Origin of the sequence: Chromobacterium amazonense, assembly GCF_001855565.1 — a bacterium.
Classification (GTDB): domain Bacteria; phylum Pseudomonadota; class Gammaproteobacteria; order Burkholderiales; family Chromobacteriaceae; genus Chromobacterium; species Chromobacterium amazonense.
Genome location: NZ_MKCR01000027.1, coordinates 333,562 through 348,836 on the forward strand (window position 1 = coordinate 333,562; position 15,275 = coordinate 348,836).

14 protein-coding genes are annotated in these 15,275 nt (G+C 65.6%); 6 read left to right on the top strand and 8 right to left on the bottom strand.

The window, feature by feature from the left end; translation table 11 throughout:
• Positions 1–35 precede the first annotated feature (35 nt).
• Together BI343_RS12675 and BI343_RS12680 are read right to left on the bottom strand one after the other, a co-directional pair.
• Positions 36–284 carry a putative hemolysin gene (locus BI343_RS12675; RefSeq protein WP_071109936.1) on the bottom strand — a complete coding sequence of 83 codons (249 nt, stop codon included), beginning with the start codon at positions 282–284 and terminating at the stop codon, positions 36–38.
• Positions 285–308: 24 nt separating this feature from the next.
• Positions 309–1,436: a succinylglutamate desuccinylase/aspartoacylase family protein gene (locus BI343_RS12680; RefSeq protein ID WP_071109937.1), complete on the bottom strand. Its 1,128-nt coding sequence runs from the start codon at positions 1,434–1,436 to the stop codon at positions 309–311.
• Positions 1,437–1,551: 115 nt separating this feature from the next.
• Between BI343_RS12680 and BI343_RS12685 the strand changes: the two genes are divergently transcribed.
• From BI343_RS12685 to BI343_RS12695, 3 genes are all read left to right on the top strand, one after another.
• The gene (locus tag BI343_RS12685; RefSeq protein WP_244886641.1) at positions 1,552–2,820 is read left to right on the top strand and encodes a hypothetical protein; all 1,269 of its coding nucleotides are present in this window, start codon (positions 1,552–1,554) and stop codon (positions 2,818–2,820) included.
• A 108-nt stretch (positions 2,821–2,928) separates the two neighbouring features.
• Positions 2,929–3,699: a hypothetical protein gene (locus BI343_RS12690; protein ID WP_071109938.1), complete on the top strand. Its 771-nt coding sequence runs from the start codon at positions 2,929–2,931 to the stop codon at positions 3,697–3,699.
• Complete coding sequence (locus BI343_RS12695; RefSeq protein ID WP_071109939.1) at positions 3,699–6,512, top strand: ATP-binding protein; 2,814 nt, start codon at positions 3,699–3,701, stop codon at positions 6,510–6,512. The genes BI343_RS12690 and BI343_RS12695 overlap by 1 nt, the downstream gene beginning before the upstream one ends.
• Before the next feature lie 111 nt (positions 6,513–6,623).
• Here the strand turns inward: BI343_RS12695 and BI343_RS12700 are convergent, their stop codons facing one another.
• From BI343_RS12700 to BI343_RS12710, 3 genes are all read right to left on the bottom strand, one after another.
• On the bottom strand, positions 6,624–6,809 hold the full coding sequence (locus BI343_RS12700; protein ID WP_071109940.1) for a hypothetical protein: 186 nt from the start codon (positions 6,807–6,809) through the stop codon (positions 6,624–6,626).
• Positions 6,810–6,820: 11 nt separating this feature from the next.
• Positions 6,821–7,465 carry a superoxide dismutase gene (locus BI343_RS12705; protein WP_071109941.1) on the bottom strand — a complete coding sequence of 215 codons (645 nt, stop codon included), beginning with the start codon at positions 7,463–7,465 and terminating at the stop codon, positions 6,821–6,823.
• Positions 7,466–7,721: 256 nt separating this feature from the next.
• The gene (locus BI343_RS12710) at positions 7,722–8,192 is read right to left on the bottom strand and encodes a DUF1842 domain-containing protein (protein ID WP_071109942.1); all 471 of its coding nucleotides are present in this window, start codon (positions 8,190–8,192) and stop codon (positions 7,722–7,724) included.
• Positions 8,193–8,469: 277 nt separating this feature from the next.
• Here BI343_RS12710 and tpx point away from each other — a divergent pair, with 277 nt between their 5' ends.
• Complete coding sequence (gene tpx, locus BI343_RS12715; RefSeq protein WP_071109943.1) at positions 8,470–8,967, top strand: thiol peroxidase; 498 nt, start codon at positions 8,470–8,472, stop codon at positions 8,965–8,967.
• A 71-nt stretch (positions 8,968–9,038) separates the two neighbouring features.
• Here the strand turns inward: tpx and BI343_RS12720 are convergent, their stop codons facing one another.
• The 3 genes from BI343_RS12720 to BI343_RS12730 all read right to left on the bottom strand — a co-directional run bounded on the left by BI343_RS12720 (position 9,039) and on the right by BI343_RS12730 (position 12,127).
• Positions 9,039–10,673 carry an APC family permease gene (locus BI343_RS12720; RefSeq protein ID WP_211269426.1) on the bottom strand — a complete coding sequence of 545 codons (1,635 nt, stop codon included), beginning with the start codon at positions 10,671–10,673 and terminating at the stop codon, positions 9,039–9,041.
• 410 nt (positions 10,674–11,083) lie between these two features.
• Positions 11,084–11,578 (bottom strand): RDD family protein, encoded by a 495-nt coding sequence (locus BI343_RS12725; protein WP_071109944.1) that lies wholly within the window; start codon positions 11,576–11,578, stop codon positions 11,084–11,086.
• Positions 11,579–11,581: 3 nt separating this feature from the next.
• Positions 11,582–12,127 (bottom strand): gamma carbonic anhydrase family protein, encoded by a 546-nt coding sequence (locus BI343_RS12730; RefSeq protein WP_043621082.1) that lies wholly within the window; start codon positions 12,125–12,127, stop codon positions 11,582–11,584.
• A gap of 101 nt (positions 12,128–12,228) precedes the next feature.
• On the opposite strand from BI343_RS12730, the gene BI343_RS12735 reads away from it, so the two are divergent.
• Together BI343_RS12735 and xth are read left to right on the top strand one after the other, a co-directional pair.
• Entirely contained in the window at positions 12,229–14,265 is a 2,037-nt protein-coding gene (locus tag BI343_RS12735) for a M3 family metallopeptidase (protein ID WP_071109945.1), read from the top strand.
• A gap of 230 nt (positions 14,266–14,495) precedes the next feature.
• A complete protein-coding gene (gene xth / locus BI343_RS12740; RefSeq protein WP_071109946.1) occupies positions 14,496–15,269 on the top strand; it encodes an exodeoxyribonuclease III in 774 nt (257 codons plus the stop codon).
• Positions 15,270–15,275 lie beyond the last annotated feature (6 nt).

Sequence of the window (15,275 nt, forward strand, 5' to 3'; positions counted from 1 at the left end):
TCAAGGGCTGGGCCGAGCCTGTGGATAAGCGGGCGTCACTGCGCGGGATGCTGCGCGCGGTAATACGCCCATTCCTCCACCGCGCGGCCATCGGGCAGCTGGCACAGCGCGTATTCGTTGCCGGCGGCGTCCTTTTGCGGCAACAGTTTGCCGCCTTGCTGCACGCAGTAGACCGAGGCCGGATTGGCCATGCCAACCATGGGCGCCTGCGCCGGCGGCGTGTTTTGCGCGCAGGCGGACAGCAGCAGCGCCAGCGGCGCGATCAGGGCATAAGTGTGTTTCATATGGATTCCCGTTGGTGTCGTTGATCAGGCGGTAAGCAGCTTGCCGGTCTTGTAGGCGGTGCGGCTGGCCACGCGGGCGATGCACAGGCCGGCCGTGGCGTAAGGCCGGTCGCTGCTGGCGTACAGCACGCCGCCGCGCTCGGTGCAGACCTGGCTCACGCTATCGTTGACCGGATCGATCACATCCGCCACCAGGTCGCCGGGGCTGAGCTGGCTGCCCGGCTCGGCGCGGTACACCACCACGCCGGCGTGCGGCGCCAGCAGGTCTTCCGATCCGGCCAGCGGCGTGGCCGGATGGCGCAGCGGCGGCAGATGCGGCGCATCGCCGGCGATCACGCCGCGATGCTGCAGGAAGTGCACGATGGCTTCAGCGTCCTTGGCGGCGTATTCATGGTTGACGTCCCACTCGCCGCGCAACTCCACCGTCACCGCCAGACAGGCCATGTCGATGGGCGCGGACAGCCCGGCCTTGGCGGCCAGGTCGCGCAGCTGCCACCACGGCTGGCTGCAGGCCTCGTCGAAAGGGTAGTCGCCGGAGTCTTCCGCCAGCAGGCTGGCGCACACGCCCAGATAGCGCGCCAGCGGCTCGCACTGGTCCCACAGCGGCGTGCCGGTGTACAGGTGGATGTCGGCGCGGCTGTCGCAGTGCAGGTCCAGCACGATGTCGGCGTCGCAGGCCATGCTGTGCAGCGTGTGGCGCAGCGATTGCAGCTCGGTCTGCGGCAGTTGTTTGGCCAGCTCGGCGCGCATCGCCTCGCGGATCAGCCGGGTATTGGCCTTGGCGTCCGGTCCCAGTTGCTGGCGCACGGCGGCGAACACCGGCTCGGCCAGCGGCAGGTAATGGCGGTTGAAGTTCTGCCCGCTCATCAGCTCAAAGCGGCCCATCAGCCGGCCGTGCTGGTTCTGGTTCAGGCCGATGGGGTTGGCCATGGGCAGCACCGTGATCTCGCCATGGATCGCGCCCTCGTTTTCCAGCTGGCGCAGCCGCTGCTTCAGATGCCAGGCCACCAGCATGCCGGGCAGCTCGTCGGCGTGCAGGCTGGCCTGGATGTGGACTTTTTCGCCGCTGCCCGGCTGGCCGAAATGAAAGCTGGTGAGCGCGCGCTGGCTGCCCAGGCTGGGCGACAGCAGCCGATGATGGCGGGTGTGCATGGCTTCTCCTCTTTATGGTTCGGTTCGCAGCCGCAATAAAACGCGCCGCCGCGTTGACGAAGCGGCGGCCGGTCGGGACAATCTGCGCTTTGATCCACCCCATAGCGGAGCGCGCTTGGATTCATTGTCCGATTTCTTCCAGCCCGGCATCGAGCCCGGCTCGCTGCAGGCGGTATCGCGGCTGCAGGGCGCCTGGGGCTATCTGTCCGTTTTCGTCACGCTGTTCCGCGGCGGCGACGAGGAAGTGCTGATGCGCCTCCTGGTGCTGCGCGAGCTGGGCGGCCGCGCCGAGGCGCCCATGTGGACGCCGCAGGAAATCGCCCAGCGCTTCTCTTATCTTAACGATACCAAACTGGCCACCATTCTGGGGCGTTTGCGCGAGGGCGACCTGCTGGTCTATGACAGCGACGGCGGCGTCTATCAGCTGTCCGAAGGCGCGCGCGTGGCGCTGGCGGCCTTGGCCACCATGGTGGATTTCGCCGGCGACGACGTCGAGCTGGGCTATCTCACCAGCCAGGTGGCGGCCGGCCAGGCCGTGGGCCAGGTGTCGGACGAAGCGCTGAAGCACCTTCTGGCGCGGCTCAACGAGTTGTACGCGGAGTTTGAAGAGGCGCTGGAGTCGCAGTCCGAATTCCGCATCCGCGCCGCCCAGCATAGACTGGAGGCCGTGTGGCGCTGGGTGGCCAAGTCCACCGAGGTGGTGAAAAGCCTGACCCAGGACGAGTCGCTGAGCCTGACCGTGCTGAACCAGGCCCAGGCCATCGCGCTGGCGCAAAGCCGCATGCTGGCCTTGGCCGGCACCTTCGAGCGCCGTCTGGCGCAGCTGGCCTCGCAACGCGTGCATCTGGGCAATTCCGGCCTCACTTCCACCGACATCGCCGACTGGCTGCGCCGCCAGGGCGTGGCCACGCTGGCCGGCAAGCTGGCCGACGCCTGGTCCATCAGCCCGGAGCCGGCCTTCCTGTCCACGCCGGAACTGGCCGACGTGGCCGAGTTTGAACTGCTCGCGCGCGAGCGCGCCAAAGCCGGCGCGCAGGTGCTGCCCGGCGGCGAATCCGCACCGCTGGCGGACGCGCCGGAAATGGAACGCTTGCTGGAAGCCGAAGACATGTACGACGTGCTGCTGCAACTGGGCATGAGCTGCGAAACCGACGCCCACATCAGCCAGGCGGTGCTGGCCGGCAGCTACAACGAAACGGCGTACCGGCTGTCGCTGCTGTCCCTGATCGGCGACCCGGAAACCAGCAACGATCAAAGCATCGTCGCTGCCTTGGCCAAGCTGCCGTTCAGCCTGCAGGGCGGCGACGCGGTAATCGAGACGGACCACCCGGAGGTGGCGACGCTGTCCGACGCCAGGTTGGTGGTGGCGTCTGGAAAGAACTGAATGTTTTTAGCCACGGAAACACACGGAAGCACACTGAAAAAGCCCGCAGGGTATTCTGCCTGCTGTCCGTGGCTTCCGTGTGTTTCCGTGGCTAATCAAAGGCATTGAATGGAACACGAAATCAAAACCCTCACCGCCCGCCTGTTGGCGCACCGCGTGGTGCCCCGTGGCGACGCGCTGGCGCGCAAGGCGCTGCTGGACGACATCTTCCGCGCCGAGCTGGACAAGAGCCTAGCCGCCGTCGGCCTGCGCCTGGTGGAGAACCCCTACGCCGAGCACATCGCCGCGGCGCTGCTGCCGGAAATGACCGAGCCGGTGTTCGGCTCGGGCGACGCCTGGCTCAACAACAACCTGGGCCTGCCGCGCGACGGCGTGGCGCTGCTGGTGATCTTGTGGGCGCTGATCATCCTGCCCAAGCGCGAGCGGCAGATCGCCCGCGTCGAGGCCGGCAAGGAGAACCAGAGCGACATGTTCGGCGCGCAAAAGCCGCTGGAAACCGGCGAGACCGTGTCCACCGGCATTTCCGAGGACGCGTTGTACGCCGACTTCGGCAAGGCCTTGGGCGGCCGCACCCGCTTCAACGCCAACCTGGGCCGGCTGGTCAACCTGGGCTTCGTCGTGCGCCGCAACCGCTGGCTGGACGAGGGGCCGATGCTGGACCTGATGATCGACTACGCCCAGCTGGCACCGCGCATCATTGAGGGCGCGCTGGCCGACGTATTGCTGCGCCGAGAGGGCCGCGAGGCGCTGGCGGACAAGCGCGCGCCGGACGAGATGGCCGACGAGATCGAAGATGAAATCGGGGCGGACGATGTCGAGTCGGCCGGCCCGCTGTTTGATCTGCCGCCGGGCGACGCGGCGGACGAGGAGACGCGCTGATGTTCCAGATGAAATCCGTCGAAATGGTGCACTGGGACTTCTGGCAGCGGCTGACCGTGCCGCTGGACGCGCAGATCGTCACCATCATCGGGCCTAATGGCTCCGGGAAGACCACCTTGCTGGACGCGATGCGCACGCTGCTGGCGATCAAGTGTTCCGGCAAGCGCGACTACAAGCGCTACGTGCGCAACAACAAGGAAGCCTTCGCCTACCTGCGCGGCGTGGTGGGTAACCCGCGCCGGCCAAGCGGCGGCTTGTACCCGACGCCGTTCTTCCCCATCGTGTCCGAGTCGGTGACGCTGCTGTGTCGCATCAAGAAGCAGGGCGGCGACTGGGTGCGCCACTACGCCATCCTGGACGGCGACATCGCGCTGGAGTACGCCGAGGGCCAGGCGCAATGGCTGGGCGTGCAGGAATACCGCCGCCGGCTGGAGGCGGCCGGCCTGACGCCGGCGGTGGCCGAGGTGCTGGCGCTGGAGCAGGGCGATACCGACAAACTGACGGAATACAGCCCGCGCCAATTGCTGGACCTGGTGTTCCAGGTGTTCGGCGACAAGGACGTGCTGGACAACTACCAGCGCGCGCGCGACGAGCAGCGCGCCACCGAGCTGGAGCTGGAAGCCTTGAGCCGCCAGGAAGAAGCGCTGCAGGTGCGGGTGGAGGCGATGAAGAACCGCGCCAACCGCTATCTGGAATGGAAGCAGTTGCAGACCGGCATCGCCCGGCTGCGCGATGAAGCCTTGCCGGTGCTGGCTTATCTGGACGCCAAAGCCTCGTTCGGCAAGCAGTGGCATGACTATCGCGGCGGCTACCATGTGCTGAACCAGGCCCGCGCCGAGCATGCCGATACCCTGGCGCTGGTGGCCAAGCTGAAGGCGGCCGAGGTCAGCGCCGCCGAGGCGCGCGCGGCGGCGGAAACCGTTCGCCAGGCCGCGCAGGAAGCCTTCATGAAGGCCAAGGGCGAGCACGCCGGCGTGGCGGGCCAACTGAAGGAGCGCGACCGGCTGCAGGCGCTGGCCGGCAAGGAATACGGCGCCGACGCCGCGGCGCTGGCCGACAAGCTGGCCGCCTTGCGCGCCGAGGCGGATCAGCTGAAAGACGGCCTGCGCGAGCTGAAAAAGCAGCGTCAGGAAAGCTCGGAACACCTGCAGGCGCTGGAGATCGGCCGCGGCCGTTCGCCGGAGGACGTGCGCCAGTTCAAGGCGGCGCTGGACGAGGCCGGCATCGCCCACGCCATGTTGTCCGACATTGTGGAGGTGATGGACTCCAACTGGCAGGGTGCGGTGGAGGCCTTGCTGCGCGGCTACCGCCACGTGGTGCTGCTGGACAAGGAATCCGACCGCCGCGAGGCCTGGAAGATAGGCGAGAAGCTTCGTTACCGCCACTTTGTGGTGCCGGAACGCGCCGCGCCGCCGCGCGCCGCCAAGGGCAGCCTGCTGGAAGTGGTGCGCTTCTCCGCCGACGCGCCGGAGTGGCTGTACCGCCAGATGAACAGCGTGACGCGAGTGGAAAGCGCGAACGAAGGCGCCAACGTCGATGGCGACTGGATCACCCGCGACGGCTACTTCCGCGAGCGCCGCGGCGCGCGCCACATCGGCGTGCCCATGCATGAATACGCGTTTGGCGAGGCGGCGCGGCAATCGCGGCTGCTGGTGGTGCGCGATGAGTTGAAACAACTCAATGTGCGCATCCTGGCCGATGAGGAGCGGCTGGTGGCCGCCACCCGCGAGGCGGCCGGCCTGGCCGAGTACCTGGGCGGCATGGACGCCATTCGCCAGCTGGACAGTCGGGCCGACGAATTCGCCGCGCTGGAATCGCGCAAGACCGAGCTGGAGGCCGAGATCGCCCGCCAGGGCGCGGCGCTGGCCGACGCTAGCGCCGAGAAGGACGCCGCCGATCAGCGCTACGGCGATGCGCGGCTGGCGCACGACCGCGTCTGCCAGCGCGAGATGGAAACCTTGTCCAAGTACAATCAAAAGCTGCAGGAAGTGGAGCAGGCGCGCCGCCAACTGCGTCGGCTGATCAGCGAGCTGCGCGAGTGGGCGCAGCGCTTGCCGGCCGATGCGCTGACGCCGGAGCATGTGGCGCAGCTGGAGGACGAGTTCGATACCGCCGCCGACGCCAAGCATCAGCTGAACTACCTGGAAGAAAAGCTGCAAAGCGGCGATTGGGAGCAGGATGATTCGGTGCTGGCGTTGAAGGACAAGCTGGTGGAAGACCTGACCTCGCTGGACCGCGAGCGGCAGCGCCGCCAGGGCGAGGTGGACCGCTCGCGCGAGCTGACCGACGAAGCGCGCGCCGCCTACATCGGCAAGCTGCGCGCCACCGTGCGCGCCTACGGCCAAAACGTGAAGCGGCTGGGCGAGCTAGCCGGCATCCAAGTGGAAGTGGAGCTGCCCAAGCTGGAGAACGACGACGCGGTGTTGGCCCAAGCCGGGCTGGTGTTGAAGTTCAACTTCGACCAGAAGGGCATGATGGGCATGAACGACGGCGAGGCCTCCGGCGGCCAGCAGGTGATGAAGTCGCTGATCCTGCTGATCGGTCTGATGATGGACGAGTCCAACCCGTCCGGCTTCGTTTTCATCGACGAGCCGTTTGCCCACCTCGACATCTTCAATATCGACCGCGTGGCCGGCTTCCTCAAGGCCACCGAGGCGCAGTATCTGATCACCACGCCCAACACCCACAACATCAACATCTTCGCCCCGTCTGAGCTGACGCTGGCCACGCGCAAGAAACGGCCCGGCGAAACCTGGGCGCCGCCGATCCTGCAGACTCGGCGGCGAGTGGACGGCGGGGCGCCGCAGGCATGAAGCAGAATGGGGCAGCGAAAGCGGCCCCGTTTTTCATGGATGGCGCGTTTGTTTCCCGGATGGGACAGCCATGCGGAGGGCGATGCGAATGAGCGAGGCTGGCAATCAGTTTCACAGCATCCCGGCCAGTTCCACCAAACTCCCCGTCACCCAATCCTGTTCCGCCATAAGGTCCGTCTGCTGATTGGGACCGAGTTCGGGCAGCCAGGGAGTGAAGGCGGTTTGAAAGCCGCAGCGGCGCGCGGCGGCCAGGTTGCCGTTGTGCGCAGACGCCAGGCAGGCGCGCTCCGTTGGCATAATGCCCCCACTTAAGCTTTCAGGTTCTGCTGCGCGAATTCCCAGTTGACCAGCTTGTCCAGCACCGCGTTGACGTAGTCGGCGCGGCGGTTTTGGTAGTCTAGGTAATAGGCGTGCTCCCAGACGTCCACGTTCAATAGCGGCGTCAGGCCAGAGGTGATCGGGTTGTCGGCGTTGCCGGTTTTCACCACGCGCAGCTTGTCGCCGTCCTGCGCCAGCCAGGCCCAGCCGCTGCCAAACTGCGAGATGGCGGCGCCGGCCAGCAGCTGCTTACAGGCGTCCACGCTGCCGAACGACGCTTCTATCTTCTCGCGCAGCGCTTGCGGCGGCGTGCCGCCGCCATTGGGCCGCATGCTGCGCCAGTAGAAAGTATGGTTCCACAGCTGGGCGGCATTGTTGAAGATGGCGGCATCGCCGGCCTGCTTGGCTGAGCGTGTGATGACATCCTCCAGCGACAGGTCGGCATAGTCGCGGCCGGCGGTCAGCTTGCTCAGGTTGTCCAGATAGGCTTTGTGATGTTTGCCGTAGTGGAAGCCCAAGGTGCGAGCGGAGATCACCGGCTCCAGCGCGTTGTCGGCGTAGGGCAGCGGCGGCAGAGTGTGGGCAGACGAGGCCTGGGAGGAAGAAGAAAGGACCGGTAAGGCCAGCGCGGCCATGGATCCCGCGGCGGATAGCAGAAATGTGCGGCGATTCAATTCGGGTTGCGTGGGTGCGGGGTCTAGTGGATGAAGCGGCATGTCACAGCCTCCAGGGTGGGGGGAGAAGTTGCAGCCGAAGCAGGCCGCTGCTTGAATCATAATTCCTTAGGCTGGCGCGCGCGGCAAAATATATCAATGGCATCTTTGCGTCGGCGTTTGGATACGCAAAACCGCCAGGCCGCAGGCGCTGGCGGTTGCAAGGGCGAGTGGCGGCTTAGGCCAGGTTCAACGCCTTATGGGCGTTTTGCAGCTCGCGTTCTAGCTGGATGTCCTGGCCCACTTCCTCGACCCAGCGGCCGTTATGCAGGAAGGCATAGCGCGCCAAGGAGCCGGATGCGGCTTTCCACCCCTGCTTGAGCAGACCATCGAAGAAAAAGTCCTCGAATTGCGGCGGCAGGATGTGCGGCGGCTGCGACGACTGTTGCGCCTGCAGCAGGGGGCGGCCGGTCAGGAACAGGTCGATGTCGTTGCCCGCCTGCTCATATTGGCCTTGCACCGGAACGCGCAGCACCACTGGCTGCGCCAGCGCCTGGGTGATGATGGCCTCGCCGCTGACATGGCGTGTGGGCGGATAGACTGACAGGTTCAGATGCAGGTGATAGCCGCCGGCCACGCCGGGCTTGAACACTTCATAACGGACGAGGAACAGGCCGGACTTCTGATCGCGATCCAAATGGTTTGCCATTGAATGACTCCTTGATATCGGATGACAGTCGATGCCGCTGGTAAGCGCGCATCCCGTATGGCTTGCTTGCGGCTCTGCGGTAGCGTAGCCACGGCCATTATTGTTATTCCAAAATAAGTTTCAAGTAACTGGTCTTTAGACTTGTTTGGAATTTTGTACGCGGTGAGATGGTACGGGCAGGACCGGCCTGAGCGGCAACCCTGTCAGGCTCAGGGTTGAAATCCGCCGGTTATGCTCCACACTATCGCCATCATTCACCCAGACGAGGAAGCAAGACATGGCAACCGTAACCCTGCGCGGCAATCCGGTGGAAGTGGCGGGCAAGCTGCCGGCCAAGGGCGAGCAAGCCCCGGCGCTGCAACTGACCGGCGCCGATTTGGCCGAGGTGTCGCTGGCCAGCTACGCCGGCAAGCGCAAGATCCTCAACATCTTCCCGAGCGTGGATACCCCGACCTGCGCCACCTCCGTGCGCAAGTTCAACGAAAAAGCCGCCGCGCTGGCCGACACCGTGGTGTTGTGCGTGTCGGCCGACCTGCCGTTCGCGCAGAAGCGCTTCTGCGGCGCCGAGGGCATCGAAAACGTGGTGACGCTGTCCACCTTCCGCAACGCTGGCTTCGCCGAAGCGTATGGCGTCAAGCTGGCTTCCGGCCCGCTGGCCGGCCTGACCGCGCGCGCCGTGGTGGTGCTGGATGCCGACGACAAGGTGCTGCACAGCCAGCTGGTGGGCGAGATCGCCGATGAGCCGGATTACGCCGCCGCCCTGGCCGCGCTGTAAATCGGCAAGCCGGCAAAGAAAAAGCCGACCCATCCGGGTCGGCTTTGTTTTTGAGCGAAGGATAGGGTGGCTTAGCCGCGCTGGCCGGCCAGCTTGCCGGCGGACTCGCCGTCCTGCTGCATGGCTTCCACCATCGCCGGGTCGTGTTCGTCGCGCAGGTAGCGGGTGTACCAGCCGCTGTTGACGCCCCAGAAGTAGAAGCCTAGCGAGGCTGCGGCCACCACGGCCATGTCGATGCCGTAGGGCAGGATGCCGATGCCGCCGAAGTCGGCGCTGCCTATCCAGGACAGCAAGGCCATCGCCGGCAGGTACAGCACCATCCACAGGGCGCCTTTCAGCTCGCGGCCGAACTCCGGCCAGCCGGCCTTGGCCTGGTACCAGAAATACACCGGCAGCGCCGCCACGATCAGGAAGATGATGTGGCCGGTCAGCGGCCAGCGCGCCCAGTACAGCACCAGCGAGGCGCAGACGAAGGCGAACGGCGCGATCAGGCTCAGACCCGCCAGGCGCAGCGGACGCGGCAGATCCGGCGCGCAGCGGCGCAGCGCGGCCACGCTGATCGGGCCGGTCAGGTAGGAGATCACGGTGGCGACCGAGATCACCGCCGCCAGCGTGCCCCAGCCGCGGAAGAAGAACAGGAACACGAAGGAGACCGCCAGGTTGAACCACATGGCCGGACGCGGAATGCGGTACAGCGGATGGATGCGGCCGAAGATCTCCGGCATGGTGCCGTTGCGCTGCATGCCGTAGATCATGCGCGAGGTGGTGGCCATATAGGTGGCGCCGGTGCCGCTGGGGCTGACGAAGGCGTCAAAATACAGGGTCATCATCAGCCAGTTCAAACCCAGTGCCATGGCCAGCTGGGCGAACGGGGAGCTGAAGTCCAGGCCTTTCCAGCCGTGTGCCAGATCGCTGGGCGACAGCGCGCCGAGGAAGGCGATCTGCAGCGCGACGTAGATCACCGCCGCCAGCAGGATGGAGCCGACCACGCCGAACGGCACGCTCTTGCCCGGATTGCGGGCCTCCCCGGCCAGGTTGATCGGGCTTTGGAAGCCATTGAAGCTGAACACGATGCCGCTGGTGGCCACCGCGGTCATCACGCTGGCCCAGCCGAACGGCGCGAAGCCGCCCAGCGCCGGATTGTTCAGGTTTTCCGAATGGAAGCCGCTATAGATCAGCGCGGCCACCGTCAGCGCGGGCACGATCACCTTGAACACGGTGATGGCGCTGTTGGCCTTGGCGAACAGCTTGACGCCCCAGTAGTTGAGCATGAAGTAGACGATCACCAGCACGGCGGAGAAAGACAGGCCGACAGTGCTCAGCTCGCCGTTGCTGTACAGATCGTGGGCCCAGGGATAGGGCCAGGTGCTCATGTATTGCACCGAGGCCTCGGCCTCGATCGGAATCACCGATACGATGGCGATCCAGTTGGCCCAGGCGGCGATGAAGCCGAGCAAGGAACCGTGCGAGTAGCGAGCGTAGCGCACCATGCCGCCGGATTCCGGGAACATGGCGCCCAGTTCGGCATAGCTCAGGGCGATGGAAAGAATGATCACCATGCCGACGATCCAGGCGACGATGGCGGCCGGGCCGGCGATCTGCGCGGCGTGGGCGGCGCCGAACAGCCAGCCGGAGCCGATGATGGAGCCAAGACCGGTCAACATCAGCGCGATAGGGCCGATGTGGCGGGAGTGTTGGTGTTGCAAGGGCGAATCTCCTGTCAATTTCGTGGTGGAGGGCAACAGCCGTCCCTGGCAGGCGCGCGCGCCTTGCCGGAGGAGGGTGTTGCCCACAGTGCCGGGTAGCCCGGTCTTCTGGAATGTCGCCTGCGCGGGGCAGGCAGTGCCTGGAAGGCAGGCGCGTCATTACGCTTGCCGAGTGAGGTGGGCGGGGATTGGCTGCGCCGCAGCCGAATGCAACTCGCCACCGGGGATGGCGCGCGGATTGTAACGCAGTGTGAATGCTCTATGCCAGCGTTTGCTTATATATGATGTAATTTTTTTGTCACAAATCCGGCGGGCCAGGCGACTGTTTGAAGACGCCGCCGCGGATGCCGCAATGGGGGCGGCCGGCGGGCAAACCGCTCAGCGCGCCGGTTTTGCGCGCAGCGCGAGTCTCAGCCCCGGCGCGGGAACGACACCGGCGCCGGTTTGCGCCGCACCACCACGGTGCGCGCCAGCTTGTCGTGCCAGCCTTGTTTGCGCGGATCGATCCCCACCCAGACGATTCCCAGGCAGAACGGGATGATGGCGACGAAATAGCCCAGATAGCGCAGCGCCGCCTGGCCCGGCGTCAGCGGGCCGCCGCTGTCGGCGTCCACCACCCTGGCGCCCAGCATCATCTTGCCGGGCGTGGCGCTCTTGTAGATCCAGAACAGGATGACGGCCGCGGCCGGCAGCAGGTAGTTGATCAGGAATTCGCCCAGGCTGCCCAGGCCGGCCAGTTCGGTTAGGCTGGGCATCGCATCGGCCAGTTGCGGAGCCTCGCGCCGGGCCAGCAGCCACCATAGCGGCGTGGACACGATCAGCAGCAGCACGGTGTCCACCAGGCTGGCCAGTGTCCTGGCCCAGAAGCCGACGTACTCCAGTTCCTCATCGCGGTCGCTTGCCATCGCTCAGCCCTCCAGATTGGCCTTGTGCTTGTCCGCCACGCGCAGGTAGTGCTCGGCGGAATACTTGAAGTAGGCCAATTCCTGTTCGGTCAGCGCGCGCGCCTGTTTGACCGGATTGCCCAGATAGAGATAGCCGGATTGCAGCCGCTTGCCCGGCGGCACCAGGCTGCCGGCCCCGATCAGCACCCGGTCTTCCACCACCGCCCGGTCCAGCACGATGCTGCCGATGCCGATCAGCACCTCGTCGCCTATGGTGCAGCCGTGCAGCGTCACGTGGTGGCCGATGGTGACGTGCTTGCCTATGATCAGCGGCGCGCCGTGCGGGTCGGCCGCGGTCTTGTGGCTGACATGCAGCATGGCGTGATCCTGCACATTGCTGTTCTCGCCGATATGGATATGGTTGACGTCGCCGCGGATCACCGCGCAGGGCCAGACGGACGCGCCTTTTTCCAGCTTCACCTCGCCTATCACCACCGCGGCAGGGTCGATATAACAGCTGTCGGCGATGGCGGGGCGGTGGCCGTCGTAGGGGCGGATATTGCTTTTCATCGTTTCGTCCTTATTTCTGCAATGATGCATTGTGCCGGGCACGCGCCGCGGCAGGCAAATTCCTTTATCATATCGGCCCCACTGAACAGGACGTTGAAGCCATGAGCCAGAATCCCCTACTCGATTTTTCCGGTTTGCCGCGTTTTGAAGAAATCCGCCCCGAGCACATCGGCCCCGCCATCGATGTTCTGCTGGAAGAAGCGCGCGCCACCGTGGCCAGGCTGACGGCCGAAACCGGCGAGCCGAGCTGGGACAACTTCGTTTCGCCGCTGACCGACGCCACCGAGCGCCTGTCGCGCGCCTGGGGCGTGGTGGGGCATCTGAACGCCGTGGTCAATACGCCGGAGCTGCGCGACGCCTACAACGCCAACATCCCGCGCATTTCTGAGTTCTGGACCGAGATGGGGCAGAACCTGAGCCTGTTCGCCCGCTTCAAGGCGCTGGCCGCCAGCGCGGAACATGCGTCCTTTGGCGCGGCGCGCAAGAAGATCATCGAGAACGATCTGCGCGATTTCCGCCTGTCCGGCGCCGAGCTGGAGGCCGCGGCCAAGGAGCGTTTCGCCGCTATCCAGACCCGCCTGGCCGAGCTGTCCGCCAAGTTCGAGCAGAACGTGCTGGACGCGACCGACGATTTCAGCCTGATCATCCAGGACAAGGCCGAGCTGGCCGGCGTGCCGGAAGATTCGCTGGAAATGTTCGCCGCCGCGGCAGAGGGCGACGACAAGACCTGCTACAAGATCACCCTGCAGTTCCCGTTCTATTTCCCCGTGCTGCAGTACGCCGACAACCGCGCGCTGCGCGAAAAGCTTTATCAGGCTTATGTGCAGCGCGCGTCGGAGTTCGGCCCGGCCGAGCGCGACAATGGCCCCATCATCCGCGAGAAGCTGAAGCTGGCGCGCGAAGAGGCACAGCTGTTGGGCTTCGCCAATTTCGCCGAGCTGTCGCTGTTCACCAAGATGGCGGAAAGCCCGGAGCAGGTGATCGCCTTCCTGCGCGATCTGGCGGCCAAGGCCAAGCCGTTTGCGGCGAAGGACCGCGAAGAGCTGGAGGCTTTCGCCAAGGCCGAGTTGGGCATCGCCGAGCTGCAGGCCTGGGACCTGGCTTACGCGGCGGAAAAGCTGCGCGTCGCCCGCTATGCGTTCTCCGAGCAGGAGGTGAAGCAGTACTTCCCCGAGGGCAAGGTGATCCAGGGCCTGTTCGGCGTGGTGGGCAAGCTGTTCGGCGTGGAAGTGCGCGAAAGCCGCGCCCCGGTATGGCATGCCGATGTGCGCTTCTACGATATCGTGAAGGATGGCGAGCTGCTGGGCAGCTTCTATTTCGACCTGTACGCCTGCGACGGCAAGCGCTCCGGCGCCTGGATGGACGACGCGCGCGGCCGCCGCAAGATCGGCGGCGCGCTGCAGACGCCGGTGGCCTACCTGACCTGCAACTTCACCCGACCGGTCGGCGACAAGCCGGCGCTGTTCACGCACGACGAAGTGATCACGCTGTTCCACGAATTCGGCCACGGTCTGCACCACATGCTGACCCGCGTCGACGAGCTGGGCGTGTCCGGCATCAACGGCGTGGAATGGGACGCGGTGGAGCTGCCCAGCCAGTTTCTGGAAAACTTCGCCTGGGAATGGGACGTGCTGCAGGGCATGACCGCCCACGTCGATAGCGGCGAAGCGCTGCCGCGCGCCTTGTACGACAAGATGCTGGCCGCCAAGAACTTCCAGAGCGGCATGGCCACGGTGCGCCAATTGGAGTTCGCCCTGTTCGACCTGATGCTGTACAGCAGCTTCGACGCAGACAACGGCGACTGGCTGGCGCTGCTGGACGAGGTGCGGCGCGAGGTGGCGGTGAACTTCCCGCCGGCTTACAACCGCTTCCCCAACAGCTTCGGCCATATCTTCGCCGGCGGTTACGCGGCAGGCTACTACAGCTACAAGTGGGCCGAGGTGCTGTCCGCCGATGCTTACGCCGCCTTCGAGGAAGTGGGCGGGGCAAATCCGGAAACCGGCAAGCGCTTCTGGAACGAGATCCTGGCCGTCGGCGGCAGCCGTCCGGCGCTGGAATCGTTCCGCGCCTTCCGCGGCCGCGATCCGCAAATCGACGCCTTGCTGCGCCATTCCGGCATGGTGGCGGAGTCCGCGTAAAAAAAGTTGGAGTTGTTGGAACTCCCCCGGAACTGGCTTGCTCTAATCTCTTGCTCAGGGTTGTCTTCCGGAGCAGCAAGCGAGCCAGACGCGTATCAGGGGTAGTGATATAGTGTCTATTCCACGCCTCCGCATCAGCGGAGGCGTTTTTTTTGCCCAAGGCCCCTGCACAGCCGCGCGCGCGGCTGCTAAGGTGTCGGCCTTTAGCCTGTCATTTGGAGAGCCCGCCGATGCGTTTTGCCACCTGGAACGTCAACTCCCTGAAAGTTCGCCTGCCGCAGGTGCTGCAATGGCTGGCCGATACCGGCGTTGAAGTGCTGTGCCTGCAGGAATTGAAGATGGACCAGGACGCCTTCCCGCTGGGGGAGATCGAGGCCGCAGGCTATCGCGCGGTCTGGTTCGGCCAGAAGACCTACAACGGCGTGGCCATCCTCGCCAAAGCGCCGCTGGAGATGACGGACGTGGTGGCCGGCATTCCCGGCTACGGCGACGAGCAGCGGCGCGTGATCACCGCCACAGTGGCCGGCGTGCGGGTGATCTGCGCCTATTTCGTCAACGGCGAGGCGGTGGATTCGCCCAAGTACCCGTACAAGCTGGAATGGCTGTCCAAGCTGGAGGGCCATGTCGCCGCCGAACTGGCCCGGCATCCCAACTTGCTGCTGCTGGGCGATTACAACATCGCGCCCGAAGACCGCGACGTCTACGACCCCGAGGGCTGGCATGAGCAAGTGCTGTGCAGCACGCCGGAGCGCGAGGCCTTCCGCCGCCTGATCGCCCTGGGCCTGGCGGACAGCTTCCGCCTGTTCAATCAGGAGGATAAGCAGTACAGCTGGTGGGACTACCGCCAGATGATGTTCCGCCGCAACAAGGGCGTGCGCATCGACCATATCCTGATCAGCGACGCGCTCAAGCCACGCGCGCAGGCCTGCGAGATCGACAAGGCGCCGCGCAAGTGGGAGCGCCCGTCCGACCATACCCCGGTAGTGCTGACGCTGGCCGACTGATTCTGG